At 66.0% G+C, this 13,811-nt stretch carries 14 protein-coding genes; 6 read left to right on the top strand and 8 right to left on the bottom strand.

The window, feature by feature from the left end; all coding sequences use genetic code 11:
• Positions 1-388: 388 nt before the first annotated feature.
• The gene (locus tag ACIPXZ_RS12050; RefSeq protein ID WP_400594374.1) at positions 389-2,038 is read right to left on the bottom strand and encodes a methyltransferase; all 1,650 of its coding nucleotides are present in this window, start codon (positions 2,036-2,038) and stop codon (positions 389-391) included.
• Positions 2,039-2,485: 447 nt separating this feature from the next.
• Between ACIPXZ_RS12050 and ACIPXZ_RS12045 the strand changes: the two genes are divergently transcribed.
• From ACIPXZ_RS12045 to ACIPXZ_RS12035, 3 genes are all read left to right on the top strand, one after another.
• Complete coding sequence (locus ACIPXZ_RS12045; protein ID WP_400594371.1) at positions 2,486-2,884, top strand: YybH family protein; 399 nt, start codon at positions 2,486-2,488, stop codon at positions 2,882-2,884.
• Positions 2,881-4,236, top strand: a complete 1,356-nt coding sequence (locus ACIPXZ_RS12040; protein ID WP_400594368.1) for a purine-cytosine permease family protein — start codon at positions 2,881-2,883, stop codon at positions 4,234-4,236. Before ACIPXZ_RS12045 ends, ACIPXZ_RS12040 begins: the two co-directional genes overlap by 4 nt.
• Before the next feature lie 105 nt (positions 4,237-4,341).
• On the top strand, positions 4,342-5,787 hold the full coding sequence (locus ACIPXZ_RS12035) for a purine-cytosine permease family protein (RefSeq protein ID WP_400594365.1): 1,446 nt from the start codon (positions 4,342-4,344) through the stop codon (positions 5,785-5,787).
• 13 nt (positions 5,788-5,800) lie between these two features.
• Here ACIPXZ_RS12035 and ACIPXZ_RS12030 read toward each other — a convergent pair whose 3' ends face one another.
• Positions 5,801-6,388 (bottom strand): TMEM175 family protein, encoded by a 588-nt coding sequence (locus ACIPXZ_RS12030; protein ID WP_400594362.1) that lies wholly within the window; start codon positions 6,386-6,388, stop codon positions 5,801-5,803.
• A gap of 58 nt (positions 6,389-6,446) precedes the next feature.
• On the opposite strand from ACIPXZ_RS12030, the gene ACIPXZ_RS12025 reads away from it, so the two are divergent.
• The gene (locus ACIPXZ_RS12025) at positions 6,447-6,884 is read left to right on the top strand and encodes a hypothetical protein (protein WP_400594359.1); all 438 of its coding nucleotides are present in this window, start codon (positions 6,447-6,449) and stop codon (positions 6,882-6,884) included.
• A 91-nt stretch (positions 6,885-6,975) separates the two neighbouring features.
• On the opposite strand, the gene ACIPXZ_RS12020 is transcribed toward ACIPXZ_RS12025, so the two are convergent.
• Positions 6,976-7,869: a rhodanese-related sulfurtransferase gene (locus ACIPXZ_RS12020; protein ID WP_400594356.1), complete on the bottom strand. Its 894-nt coding sequence runs from the start codon at positions 7,867-7,869 to the stop codon at positions 6,976-6,978.
• 163 nt (positions 7,870-8,032) lie between these two features.
• On the opposite strand from ACIPXZ_RS12020, the gene ACIPXZ_RS12015 reads away from it, so the two are divergent.
• A complete protein-coding gene (locus ACIPXZ_RS12015) occupies positions 8,033-8,731 on the top strand; it encodes a GNAT family N-acetyltransferase (RefSeq protein ID WP_400594353.1) in 699 nt (232 codons plus the stop codon).
• Positions 8,732-8,787: 56 nt separating this feature from the next.
• Positions 8,788-11,157, top strand: a complete 2,370-nt coding sequence (locus ACIPXZ_RS12010; RefSeq protein WP_400594350.1) for a DEAD/DEAH box helicase — start codon at positions 8,788-8,790, stop codon at positions 11,155-11,157.
• A gap of 71 nt (positions 11,158-11,228) precedes the next feature.
• Here the strand turns inward: ACIPXZ_RS12010 and ACIPXZ_RS12005 are convergent, their stop codons facing one another.
• The 5 genes from ACIPXZ_RS12005 to ACIPXZ_RS11985 all read right to left on the bottom strand — a co-directional run bounded on the left by ACIPXZ_RS12005 (position 11,229) and on the right by ACIPXZ_RS11985 (position 13,631).
• Positions 11,229-11,627 (bottom strand): Rv3654c family TadE-like protein, encoded by a 399-nt coding sequence (locus tag ACIPXZ_RS12005; protein WP_400594347.1) that lies wholly within the window; start codon positions 11,625-11,627, stop codon positions 11,229-11,231.
• Positions 11,624-11,959 carry a TadE family type IV pilus minor pilin gene (locus tag ACIPXZ_RS12000; protein ID WP_400594345.1) on the bottom strand — a complete coding sequence of 112 codons (336 nt, stop codon included), beginning with the start codon at positions 11,957-11,959 and terminating at the stop codon, positions 11,624-11,626. Before ACIPXZ_RS12000 ends, ACIPXZ_RS12005 begins: the two co-directional genes overlap by 4 nt.
• Before the next feature lie 38 nt (positions 11,960-11,997).
• A complete protein-coding gene (locus ACIPXZ_RS11995; protein WP_400594342.1) occupies positions 11,998-12,297 on the bottom strand; it encodes a DUF4244 domain-containing protein in 300 nt (99 codons plus the stop codon).
• 63 nt (positions 12,298-12,360) lie between these two features.
• A complete protein-coding gene (locus ACIPXZ_RS11990) occupies positions 12,361-12,852 on the bottom strand; it encodes a type II secretion system F family protein (protein WP_400594340.1) in 492 nt (163 codons plus the stop codon).
• Between the two features lie 191 nt (positions 12,853-13,043).
• Positions 13,044-13,631, bottom strand: a complete 588-nt coding sequence (locus ACIPXZ_RS11985) for a hypothetical protein (protein WP_400594337.1) — start codon at positions 13,629-13,631, stop codon at positions 13,044-13,046.
• Positions 13,632-13,811: the final 180 nt, after the last annotated feature.

Here is a 13,811-nt window from a genome sequence, read left to right as displayed (position 1 = left end):
TCCGCGGCCGGTTGGATTAGACCCCGCGTACGACACTGAGCTTCGGCAGTCCGGAACGTTCGCCGCCGGATACGGACTCACGGACCGTGTTCAGGCCGGAGCCCACCGGATGTGGCACTGCATGCGAGGAGGCGACGCTGTCGACCACCCGGGAATCTCGCCTGGCGACGCTCCGCCGCTCAACCCCACGTCCCCGGCCACCGAAGGCCGCTCGCGAACCGTGTCTTTTCGGTGCGTCTTGTTGTTCCGCCATGTGTTCCCCTACAGCATGTGCCTCTGCGCTGACGCGCATGGGCGGCTCTCCTTCCCCCGAGGCTAGCCGTTGGGGCTTCACAGCATTTGTTGAATTGTGCATCCGCTGCCGAGGCAGCGATCGATTCCTCCGGTTTCAGTCCCCACCGGCCGGAAGGAGAAAGCCGTCCAGCACCAGCTGTGCGACCTCTGCCAGGAGCGACTCGGTCCGTTCGGTGTCGCTGAGACTGTCGGCGCCTTCGGTCAGGCTGACGACGGCGGCAGCGAGAGCGCCCGCTGCGAAGTCGCCGTCGCAGGCGGAGACGAAGCCCGCCAGCTCGCTGCTGAGCAGGTTCGTGCGGCGCAGGCCGGCCCCTTGGCGGAGCAGGATGACGCCGGGATGCTCAGCGCCGGGGCGCTGATGGCGTTCCTCCGTGACATCCTCTGCCACCACGAGCGCCTCCTCGCCCAGTCGCCGTGCGGCGAGCCAGGAACGGCGCTCCAGAGCTGACTGGAGATGCGGCCCGAGCGGCTGCTCCACGGCATATCCGATCTCTTCGAAGCGCCGCAGCGGTTCCTGCGCCTCGTCAGCGGCCACACGGCGCAGCAGCACCATGCCGAAACCGACGGCTTCGACGTCGCGTCCGGCGAAGTCCTCCAGGTAGTCGCGGTAACTCGCGGCATACAGCTCAGGATCACGGCCCTCCGAGGCGTCCCGCAGCCAGGTTTCGGCGTAGCGTTCCGGGCCGACGGTCTCACGCTGGATCACCCAGGCCTCGGCGTCGTCCGGAAGCCAGGAGCGCAGGCGGTCGGCCCAGCCCGAGCCCTCATGGATCTCCCAGTTCCCGAGCATCTGGGCGACGGCGCCTGGCGCGAGGAAACCGGGCAGCGCCCGGAACAGTGTGGCGACGATCGTGTCGCCGGGCAGGCCGCCGTCACGATAGGTGAACTGTTCGGCCGCACTTTCACCCCGGTGGCGAGGTGTGATCACGAACGGCGGATTGGAGACGATCAGGTCGAAACGTTCACCCGCCACGGGTTCGAGAAGGGAGCCAAGACGCAGCTCGACGCGCTCGTGGAGCGCCAGCGGGTCCAGGTCCAGGGCCGCAGCATTCAGCAACAGGTTGAAGCGGGTGAACGCGAGGGCGCGCTCCGAGATGTCCGTGGCTGTGACGTGACGTGCGTGCCGGAGCAGGTGAAAAGCCTGGATGCCGCAGCCGGTTCCAAGATCCAGGGCCCGTTCCACAGGACGCCGGATGGTGGTCTGCACCAAGGTGGTGGACGCATGCCCGATGCCCAGGACATGGTCATGACGGAGGACACCCGGTTTCTGATGCGCTCCGAGATCGCTGGAAACCCAGATCCGGGTGTCCACGGGAACTCCCTCGGCCTCGTCGGAGAACTCATAGGGGCGTAGGTCCACCGCCGCCTGGACGGCTCCATCGCCGTCGTCCTCGGCCAGTCCGAGGCGGCGGAGACCTGCGGTCCGGGTCCGGGGCAGAGCGACGTCGAGCGCGTCTGCGCTCTGCGGGACAGCCAGCAGCCAGAGCCCTACAACGACGGCGAGAGGATCACCGGCGTGTTCCTCAAGGGCGAGTCGGGCCGGCACGAGCTGGTCCCGGCCCAGTGCCTCGTAGGCGGAGGCTCCGAGCAGTGCAGCCACCCCGTCGACTGTGAAGTCGAGAGCTTGGAGGTCGGCGGCGAGCGCCTGAAGCTGTGACGGATCGTCGGAGCAGGGGACGTCGAGGGTGCGGGCAGTCTCACTCACCCTGTCAATGCTAGGCGTCCGCACCCGAGAGCAGGCCATGGGAACTGCTCGGGCCTTCGCGATGAAACGTCAGGGCGCGATCTTCGCGGTGGCGGCGGAGTACTTGGCCACTGCGAAGTGACCAGACGTGGACCCGGGCGTCCAGCGTGATCACTCCGTCAGCGTCCGCAGTCGCCGCGGTGTAGCCGGAAGCGGTGGCCCGTGCCTGTCAGTGCGGCACCGACGAGCACCGCGGTCAACAGCAAGGCCTTGAAGCGGCCCAGGATGGGGTGTTTTCAAGGAATTCCTTGCCAAGATGCAAATGGACGGGAACCCAATCCAAGCGACTCATACCGGTTGCCAAACCACTTGTCCATAGGTAGAACTACCCATATGTCCGACTTTCGACACCTTCAAACCGAAGACTTGCCAGACGTGTTATTCAGGTAGCATCACGTGTTGCCTGGTGCGAAACAACCGGCCTCGAAACCGTCTCGAAGGAGAGCCATGGAAACCCCCAGCACATCCCGCGTGGAAGAGGCCGCCGCGGCCATCGTCCGCGCCTTCCGCGACAACGACCGCGCCGCCTATTTCGGGGCCTTCTCCGAAGACGCCAGCTTCGTCTTCCACCCGGAGGACCGCAGGCTGGACGACCGGGCGGCCTACGAGCAGGCGTGGGACGGCTGGCGGTCGGCGGGCTGGCGAGTACTGGAGTGCACCTCCTCCCAGCAACTGATCCAGGTCTACCCCGGCATGGCGGTCTTCACTCACACCGTGGACACCACGGTGGATCCGGGCGACGGCAGCCGGGAACAGTCCACGGAGCGCGAGAGCATCATCTTCCGCGTCGATGGCGACTCGCTCGTGGCCGTGCACGAGCACCTCTCCCCCGTTCCCGCTCCGTGAGCACCTCCGTTCAAGGGCTCTACGCCCGGCTCGATGCCCGGTTGGCAGCCGAAGCGGACAGCTCCGGACCGGTCAAAGGCACCCTGTCCGGCCCACGCATCGGCATGATCTGGCTTGCCGCGAACCTCGTTGTGACCACTTTGCTGACCGGGACGCTCTTCGTCACGGCGATCCCCTTCAGCACGGCCGTCGTCATGATCGTCGCCGGGACGCTCGTGGGAGCCCTTGCCCTGACCTCCATCGGCGCCATCGGCACCCGCACCGGACTGCCGACCATGGCCATCACGCGAGGGGCCTTCGGGCTGAAGGGTTCGCTCCTGCCGGTCGGGGCCAATGTGGTCGTCCTGATGGGCTGGAGCTGGGTGCAGGCGATGCTGGCCGGCGTCACCGTCGACCATGTGGTGCAGCAGTTCACCGGCTTCAGCAGCCCGGTCCTGTTCTCAGTGCTCTGCCAGCTCCTCGTCGTCATCCTGGCGATCTTCGGGCACACCGGCATCGCGCGGGTCGAACCGTGGCTCGCCGTCGTGATCCTCGCAGTGATCGCCTGGATCTTCGCCATGGCCTTCGGCCGTTTCTCCCCGGCCGACTTCTCGGGCATCGCCGTGGACACCTCACTGGGTTCGACACCGGCGATCGTGCTCGACGTCGTCATCGCCACCGCCGTGTCGTGGACGGTGCTCTCCGCTGACATCAACCGGATGGCACGCAGCACGCGGGCCGGCGTCGTGGGTGCGGGCGTCGGATACTCCGTCTCTACGATCGTCGCAATGCTTCTCGGAGCCACCGCCCTGGGCTACGTGGTCCTCTCCGGCGGAGATGCGGTGTCATTCGACCCGGCCACGATCGTCGACTCCTTCGGGGTCCCCCTGGCGCTGGTGATCTTCTTCTCGGTGATGGCGACCAACACGATGGTCGTCTACGGCATGACCACGTCCGTGGTGAATGCCAGGCCCGGCGGCAGGACGCGATTCCTGCCCGCAGCCCTCATCCTCGGGGCTCTGTCCATCCTGGGCTCGACCTGGCTCAGTCTGCTGGGCCAGTTCACCTCCTTCCTCACCCTCATCGGCTCATTGTTCGTGCCTGTGTTCGCCGTGGTGATCGTGGACTACTACTGGTTCAAACGTGCTTCCTACGGGAAAGACCTGCTTCTCAGCACGGGCGGACGATTCTGGTACATCCGGGGGGTCAACTGGATCGCGGTGGCCTGCTGGGCCATCGGCGCCGGCACATCCGTGCTGCTGAGCACCGTCTGGACGAGTCCGATCGGCGCCACCCTGCCGACCTTCGCGCTATCCGCCGCACTGTACTGGCTCGGCATGAACCTGCGCCCCAGCACGCAACGCAGCTCCTGACGCCAAATGACGCCCCGCAACGGGGCGTCATTTGGTAAACATCTGTTGCCCCTGAGACATCCCGACCTCATACTCAATGTGTCGGACATCACCTCAGGAGCCAATGTGTCAGCATCCACCCCCGCCTCCAAGAGCCTCATTGAGCACCGATCCATCGACTGGGTCCCCGAGAGCGAACGGCACGGCAAACTCTGGCACCAGGCGCCTCTGTGGTTCCTGGGCAACTTCCAGTACTTCTCCATCCCGATCGGATTCATCGGCCCGTCCCTCGGGCTCTCGCTCGGGTGGACCATCCTCGCGAGCGTCCTCGGCATCGCCGTCGGCACCGTGTTCATGGCGTTCCACGCCTCGCAAGGCCCCATCATGGGCCTGCCGCAGATGATCCAGTCCCGCGCGCAGTTTGGTTACCGGGGGGTGGTCCTGCCCCTCGTCGCCACCTTGCTGACCTACGTCGGCTTCAACATCGCGGACACTGTACTACTCAGTGAGGGGATCTCCAGCTCGTTCGGCCTCAACCCGGTCCTGGTCTCGCTGCTTGCGGGTGCCGTCGCAGTCGTCCTCGCCGTCTTCGGACACGACTGGGTTCACAAAGCCTTCCGGGTGCTGCTGTACTTCTCGCTGCCCGTCATGACAGTGGTCACGCTCGGCGTGATCTTCGGCGGCGCCGGTGGCTCCGGCGTCGTCGACAAGGGCGGTTTCACCCTTGTGGCGTTCATGGCCCAGTTCGCCGCCAGCGCGGCCTACAACATCACGTACGCGCCCTACGTCTCGGACTACTCCCGCTACCTGCCGAGCAAGACCTCACCGAAAGCCGTCATCTCCGCCGTGTTCTTCGGGGCCTCCAGCGCCGCGATCTGGCTGATCTCCCTCGGCGCATGGCTGGCCATCTTCCTCGGTGCCCAGGACGGGCTGGTAGGTCTGCAACAGGCCGGCAACAACGTCTTCACACACCTCGGCGACGTGGCTGCGATTCTCTCAGCCCTCGCGCTCGTGGCCACCATGGGTATGAATGCCTATGGCGGCATGCTCACCGTCATGACCACCGTCGATTCGTTCCGTCCGGTGCGGCCCGGGCCTCGCGCCAAAGCGCTCACGGTCCTCGCCCTGGCCGTCGTGTGGTTCATCGCGGCGAGCGCGATCAGCAGCAATGGCGTGGCCACGGTCTTCGCCGCCCTGACGCTCATGCTCTACGCACTCGTGCCCTGGACCGCCACCAACCTCATGGACTTCTTCTTCGTACGCCGCGGCCACTACGCGATTTCGGAACTGTTCAAGGTCTCCGGGGTGTACGGCGTCTGGAACTGGCGAGGCCTGGTCTCCTTCGGCGCGGGGCTCGCGGCCGAGATCCCCTTCATGGTGGTTCAGGGCATCTTCGTGGGGCCGGTCGCCGATGCTCTCGGCGGTGTGGACATCGCCTGGCTCGTGGGCCTCGCGGTCAGTGGAGTGGTCTACCTGGCGCTCAGCAAGGGCATCGACGTCGCAGCCGAAAAAGAAGCCATGCGTCACGACCGGGAAGCTCTGGCCGCCTTGATGGATGAAGGGAATTCCTGAGAGCCGGCCGAGATCAGGAGTCTGCGGAATCCGCCACCGCACGCTCGATGCGCCGGTCCGGCACGATCCAGACGGCGGCGACCGCCACATAACAGGCGACACTCACCCAGACACTGAGGTACGCCGTCACACAGCCGATCAGGTAGAGCGCCGTGGAGACCTTCTCCTTGAACCCCCGGTTGATGGCGGAGGCTAGGCGGCTGCCCTCACCCTGGATCCGGATGAGTCTGCCCTGCAGGATCGAATAGGCGACAGCGTTCATCAGAAGATTGAAGCCGTAGACGAGGACGGGCAACGGGCTCAGGGAGGAGTCGTCCATCCACCGCGTGGTGAACGGCACCAGGGAGAGCCAGAACAGCAGATTCAGATTGGCCCAGAGCGCTCCCCCATCCACTCGCTTGGTGAGATGCATGAGGTGATGATGATTGCTCCAGTAGATGCCGATGTAGATGAAACTGAGCACATAAGTCAGCAAGGTCGGCAGGAACTCAGCCATGCCCTTCAGGTCCGGGCTGTCCGGCGTCTTCAGTTCCAGAACCATGATGGTCAGGGCGATCGCCATGACTCCGTCGCTGAACGCCTCGACACGTGTGGTCTCCATGGACATCAGTGAATCACCTGGGCGCAAACGGACGACGGCGCACGGTAGCGTAGAAGGCATGAAATCCGCGCGTCCGCTCCCCCTCCGCACCCTGTCACTCACGCTCGGAGTGCTGCTCATCGGTGCGGTGGGAGGCTGCTCGCAGCAGCCCAGCATCGAGAAGGCGGACGTCCCGTCCTGGCAAGCGACCGCCCTCCCGGCCGATCCCCAGGCGGCCCTGAGTGGCCAAGGGAAGCTCTTGGACCGCAATCCAGCCGATGCCGGTCACGGCACCGTCGCCGCAGGCAACTACAGCATGACCATGACGTGCGCCGGAAACGGGAAGATCTACTTCGAAATCCTCTCCGGAGGGAAAACCGTGGGCAACGCCACGAGCGCCTGCAACGGCAACAAGGACCGTGTGGACCTCACGATTCCCGGTGGGGAGCTGACCGTGCGGGCCTCCTCAGTGGATGTCCCCCTGCTGTATGCCTTCTCCCTCGTGCCCAAGAAGTAGATCCCCGCCCGCTTTCCACGTCGCGGAGCATAGTCCGCCCATGCATGGGGCACCGTGAGCGCGAACGGCGGAAAGGACGCCCGAACGGAACTCAGACCGCGCAACCGTCCGGGCACCGGAGCGTCTGGGGATCGGCAGCGCACTCGGAGCAGTAGATCGTCAGTGTGCGGCACGCCGGGTTGGAGCAATTGTGGAACTCGCTGCTCGGTGCGGAGCAGCGCACGCACTGACCGATGGTCTTCGCATCCTCACTGAACTCCAGGTGCATGCGGCGGTCGAAGACATAGAGCGATCCTTCCCAAAGCCCCTTGTCCTTGTACTTCTCGCCGTAGCGGACGATCCCGCCGTCGAGCTGATAGACCTCCTGGAAGCCTCTCTTCCGCATGATGCTGGACAGCACCTCGCAACGGATCCCGCCGGTGCAGTACGTGACGACGGGCTGGTCCTTCAGCTCGTCGTACTTGCCGGATTCGAGTTCCTCGATGAAGTCATGAGTCGTGGCCACGTCGGGAACGATCGCGTCCTTGAACTTGCCGATCTGGGCTTCGAAGGCATTCCGGCCGTCGAAGAAACGCACCGGCCGGCCCGCCGCCTCACGCTCGGCGACCAAAGCGTGCAGCCCCTCCGGGGTGAGGTGCGCCCCGCCGCCGACGACGCCGTCGTCGTTCACTTCGAGTTCGCCCGGCGCCCCGAAGGAGACCAGCTCCTCCCGTGCCTTCACGCTCAGGCGCGGGAAGTCCTCGGCACCGCCGTCGGACCATTTGACGTCCAGGGCTCTGAAAGGGCCGTATTCCTTGGTGGTCCGCACGTAATTCTTGACCGCCTGGATCTCGCCGCCGACGGTTCCGTTGATGCCGTCCTTCGAAATGATGATGCGTCCACGCAGCCCGAGCTTCTCGCAGAGAGCCCGCTGCCAGAGCCGTACGGCTTCGGGGTCGGCTACGGGAGCGAAGGCGTAATACAGGGCAATCTTGTTCTGGGCCACCGTTAAAGGTTAACGGTGGCCCAGCTCCCCCTGGGAACCTGGTCGGCAGGACCGGAGGCGAGGCTGTGAACGCGCTGTGCGGCCGAGCTGGCCAGCTGGGACTTAACCGCAAAGTTACCGATACCGGCTGTCGCTTTAACCTGTGCTGACCTAGGCTCGAAGCATGACTGCGGAATCCCTGATGGAAGACATTGGCAGCCTGTTGGACGTCTGGGTGACCGGCTGGGCCGGTTGCCGAGGCTATCAGGTCGAGCACGTGGGGCGCTTCCCTGCGGTGGACCGCGACGACGCCATCAAGGCCCGGGAGTTCTTCGCCGTCGACCCGGATGACGAGGACTTCAGCGCTCTCTCGGAGCAGTTGCGTGAAGCACCCGACCGGCTCGTCACGGTGCTGACCAAGGACCCCCAGCGGTACCTGGCACTGGCCGACCGCCACGGGCTCTACGTCAACTCCACCTCTCAGTCGATGATGATCGTGGACATGGACACGCAGGACACCGAGGATCCCTGGCTGCCGGACGACGACCTGGAGGTCAGCTACTCGGTGGTCGAGGGAAGCCATCGGGCAGAGATCCGTTCCGGGGAGGAATTGGCCGCCGGCGGACGCGTCTTCGTCGTGGACGGTTCCGTGGCCGTGTTCGATCAGATCATCACCCAGGACGCGTTCCGCCGTCGCGGACTCGGGAGCTTCCTCATGAAGTCGCTGGCAGCCCGGTCCTTCGAACATCCCGTGGAGATCGGCCTGCTGCTGGCTTCCGCAGACGGCCGGCACCTCTACTCCCACCTGGGCTGGCAGGAAGTGTGCGCGGTCGTGATGCTCTCCGCGACTCAGCACAAGGTGCCGGACGTCTCGACCTCTTGACCCGGCTCGTCATCGTCGGCTGAAGAACCGGCCCTGCCGGGTGACACAATGTTCCGGTGCCGTCCTTCGACTCGCTGATCCCGCTGCTGGGCCGCTCCGCCGAGCCTGAGCAGCTTCAGCATGTCCGGACCATCCCGTCACGGCGGGCACGGCATGGTTCCTGGCCGCAGTGGGCTCATCCGGACGTCGTGGCGGCCTATCAACGTCTGGGTGTCGGTGAACCCTACGCGCATCAGGTCGCCGCCGCGAACGCCGTGCATGCGGGCCGCCACCTGGTGATCGCCACCGGCACCGCCTCCGGAAAGTCACTGGCCTACCAGCTCCCCGCGGTGGACGCCGTGCACCGTTCCGAACTGGCGATCCGCCAGGAACCCGGGAAACTGCACGATGACAGCGCCACCGTCCTGTACCTCGCCCCCACCAAGGCGTTGGCGGCCGACCAGCTGACCTCGTTGAGAACCCTCAAGCTGGACACCCTCCGGGCCGAGAGCTATGACGGGGACACCGACAGTAGCGCACGACGCTGGATCCGGGACCACGTGAACGTCATCCTGGCCAATCCGGACATGCTGCATCACGGCATCCTGCCCAACCATCCGTGGTGGGCACGTTTCTTCCGGCGGCTCCGCTATGTGATGATCGATGAGGCACACAGCTACCGGGGCGTCTTCGGTTCGCACGTTGCCAATCTGCTCCGCCGTCTCAGGCGAGTCTGCGCTCACTACGGTGCGGAACCGGTATTCGTCGGTGCCTCCGCCACGGCGGCGGAACCCGCCGACTCCTTCGCCCGGCTCATCGGAGCTCCCGTGGAAGCCGTGACCGAAGACGCTTCACCGAGGGGAGCCACGACGGTGGCATTCTGGGAACCCCGCCTGACCGAGCTCCAGGGTGAAAACGGGGCTCCGACCAGGCGGACCGCGATCGCCGAGTCCGCCGACATGCTGGCCAATCTGGTGTCCTCACACGTCCGGACCCTGGCGTTCATCAAGTCCCGGCGCGGTGCCGAGCGGATCTCATCGCTCACACAGCGTCTCTTGGAGGACGTGGATCCCAGTTTGCCTGGCCGTGTGGCCGCGTACCGTTCCGGTTATCTGCCCGAGGAACGACGTGAGCTGGAATCCGGTCTGAGGTCTGGTCGTCTCCTCGGCGTCTCCAGCACCTCGGCTTTGGAACTCGGCATCGACATCTCCGGCCTCGACGCCGTCCTCGTGGCCGGCTGGCCGGGGACACGGGCGAGTTTCTTCCAGCAGATCGGCCGCGCCGGGCGAGCCGGCCAGGACGCGGTCGCCGCGTTCGTGGCCAGTGACGATCCTTTGGATACCTACCTGGTGCATCATCCGGAGGCGGTGTTCGACGTCGGGGTGGAGGCGACGGTGTTCGACCCCTCCAACCCCTACGTCCTGGGACCGCATCTGTGCGCGGCGGCTGCGGAGCAGCCTTTGCGTCCCGGGGAGGAGGAGCTTTTCGGGCCGACGGCGGCTGCGATGCTGGACAGCCTCGTGGAGCGCGGCTTCCTGAGGCGGCGTCCGGCGGGCTGGTTCTGGACCCACCCGGAGAGCGCCGCCTCCATGGTCAGCATCCGCGACGACGGCGGCGGCCAGGTCCGGATCATCGACACCGAGACCGGGGTGGTGCTCGGTTCCATGGATTCCCCTCAGACGCACTACCAGGCGCATCGCGGCGCCGTGTATGTCCACCAGGGGGTGAACTACCTGGTGGAGGAACTGAACGAGACCGATCACGTGGTGCTGGTCAGCCGGGCCAGCCCCGACTACTACACGACTGCCCGCGACGTGACCCAGGTGGAAGTGCTGTCGGTCGACCGCTCAATGGAATGGGGCGATGTCGCCGTGCACTTCGGCGAAGTGAAGGTGACCACACAGGTGGTTTCCTTCCAGCGGAAATCCCTGATCTCCAACGAGGTCCTCGGGGAGGAGCCTCTGGAGCTGGAAGCCAGGGACCTGTTCACCAAGGCGGTCTGGTTCGTGGTGGGTGGCCAGAGTCTCGTCTCCGCCGGCCTGGTGGAAGCACAGTTCCCCGGGGCCTTGCATGCGGCCGAACACGCCTCCATCGGCATGCTGCCTCTCGTGGCTTCGAGTGACCGCTGGGACATCGGGGGCCTCTCGACCGCTCTTCACGCCGACACCGGCCATCCCACGATCTTCGTCTACGACGGTCACGCAGGAGGGGCAGGGTTCTCCGAGCGCGGTTTCACCAAGGCCCGGACGTGGCTTGCAGCCACCCGCGAGGCGATTCTGTCGTGTGAGTGCGAGTCAGGATGCCCCTCCTGCGTTCAATCGCCGAAATGCGGCAACAAGAACAACCCTCTGGATAAGGCGGCCGCCGTGCTCCTGCTGGAGGTTTTTCTGCGCGAGGCAAGCGACTTCGCGGCCCCGGAGGAAACAGGCCCCGAGGAACAGGCCTAGAGGAAACAAGCCCCGAGGAGAACGACGCCGGAACCTAGGTGCTGTCTTGCCCCGCGACATGAGCGGCGGCTTCACCACCCGTTCCCAGGCGGTGGCCCCGCACGGGCGCGGGCCTTGCCGGTCCCGATGCCCAGGGAACCTGCCACGACCGTTCTGACCTCGGCGATCTCTCCCCCGGCTCCCGTGAGAACGCAGCTTTCGACGATCGCCCCGTGCCTGCTCGCCACCTCGAACGCGATACGACAAGGATCTCCACGCAGGAGACCCCGGGCCGCGTCCGCCGCGGCCAGAGCTGAGAGGTCGGCGGCACTCGCCGCACGGGACGCGAGTGCCGCCGCCTGAGCCAGCATGGCAAGCAGCACAAGGCCGAGGATCAGCACCACGCCAAGCCCCAGCGCCAGCACCGTGCCGGAACCGTCTTCCGTCCCGGGTTGCAGGGGCTTGGCGGACTCCCTGGCCGTGTGGCTCATCCCTGTCCACCCCCGATCTCCCGCGCGGCCGTGGACCGGGCCGATTGAACCCAAGGAGACATCGCTCCGAGCACGCCCGGCGCCCGGGCCTGAACCACGGCAGCGACGAACTGTGCGCCGTCGTCGGTGATCTGGACAGACGCCCCTTCCCCTGCGAGCCGTTTGGCCATGGCTCTCGCGGCCTCCGGTGCGTCTCCCCGGGCCAAGGCCCGGGACGCCGCCCTCGCAGCTTCTTCGAGTCTCAGTTGTTGAGTTCCGGCAGCGACGGCTCCCATCACCAGAGACAGGAGCATCACCACGACCGGAAGGACGACCGCGAACTCCGCTGTCATGCCTCCCCGTTCCGGGCAACTGCGGGGCGCCGGTGACTTCACGGAATCGCCAGGGCTGTGCGGATGATCGCCAGCAGGAACCCCCGGACCTCATCACTGCGCATGATGACCACCAGCAGGCCGGCGAAGGCCACAGCCGCGAGGGTGGCGATGGCATACTCTGCCGTCGACGTCCCGGCCTGGCCCGTTCCAGCATCGATCCAGCGTCTCCGTACCGTGCTCAAGAACAGCCGAAGGTGAAACAGCAACAATGTGCCCCAGCCTGTCGCCTGTCTCCTCCCGGCATCCGGCACGGGAAAAACGCAGTCTCCTCTCGAGGTGCTGACGGTGTCTTCCATGGTGTTCTCCTTTCATACCCCTGGGGGCGTCATGCCCTGAAGGCGTCATGCCCTGAGGGCGTATCAGGCCGCTCCGGGCAGGAGGGCCAGGACAAGAGGGACGATGCCCAGACAGACGAAGGACGGGAGTGAGCACAGCCCCAGAGGCACCACGAGGCGTACTCCCAACGCCGCGGCTCTGCGCTCGGCATCTCTGAAGCGTCTGCGTCGCTCAGCGGCGGCCGCGGCGAACAGGATCCCCGCCGATGGGGCACCGCTGTGAGCCACGAAGCCGAGATGACGTTCCAGAAGCTGCAAGGCATCCATCGCGGTTCCACGCGGCCGATGGCGCCCAAGAAGCGCACGCTGGAGCCGTCCTCCCGAGAGGCCGCCCGTGACGGGAGATGTCGCGAGACGCCACGCAGCGCCCCAGCCCGTCCCTATGTTGAGCGCGCTGCTCACCTTGCCCAGGCTCACGGAAATGTCCTCGTGCGACGTGCTGTCCGAGAGGACGTCAAGACATCGGTGCACGCTGAGTCCCGCTTCGAGAAGTACGCCGGCGAGCTCCAATAGCAAGACTCCGTCTGCAGCTTCGCCGTTCCGGCTTTCCGACCCAGCGCGCGACGTCTCCGATGGCGTACCCGGAGCGAGCCTGGGCACCGTGTTCCTTTGCGGGGCGAATCGTCTGAGAGTTGCCGAAGGACCGGTCGAACAGAGCAGGTATGCAGCCAGTCCGAACGCGAGGACGAGAAGCAGCGACAGCACATTCATCGGATGCCCTCGGCTCCGGCCACGAGCCTCCGGGACCAGAACCGGCCGAGGACCCAGAAAAGCAGACCCAGCACCAGGACGGGCACTCCGAGCGGAGAACCCAGAAGGACATCCACTGGATCCACGCCCAGCAGCAACCCCAGGCCGCCACCGAGGAACGGCAGCCAGGACAGCAGGGCCACGCTGGCCCGAGGGCCTGCGAGCGCGCTCTGTCGCGCCGCTTCAGCGTCCGCGGACTGCTCCAGGTCCAGGGCGAGACGGGACAGCAGTGACGCCAAAGGACACCCGCTGAGTTCGCTGCTACGGACGGCCAATGCCACTCGTTCCCAGCACTCCCTCGCGACGCGGACCGCACTGTCGGCTGAGACCGGCCAGGACGCGAGTTCCTTGCGGATCGCCAGCGCGGGGCTCGCGCCCAGTTCCGCGGCGTGCGCCGCTGAGGCGAGAACCGCACGGGCGTGCTGTGAGCCGGGACCCGAACTCCTCGCACGCGAATCGTGGAATCGCAGCAGCTCTCCCCAGACGTGCCCGGCCCGGCCACCACTGTGGAGAAGCGCGGCCAGATGCCCGACCGACTCTGCCATCGCCTCAAGAACGGCTGAACGGTCCAAACGACGGCCACGTGCACGGCCCGGCAGACCGGTGTGCGGGTACCGTCCGGGAAACGGTTCCGGATCATTTCCAGGCTGGTGACGCCCTGGAATCCGATGCCACCAGGCGGTTCCGGCACCGAACAGGAGCATCAGCCCCGGAAAGAGGAAAAG

Source organism: Arthrobacter sp. NPDC090010 (genome assembly GCF_044748305.1).
In the GTDB taxonomy this organism is placed as follows: domain Bacteria; phylum Actinomycetota; class Actinomycetes; order Actinomycetales; family Micrococcaceae; genus Arthrobacter_E.
This window is presented reverse-complemented; position numbering and strand designations above follow the sequence as displayed.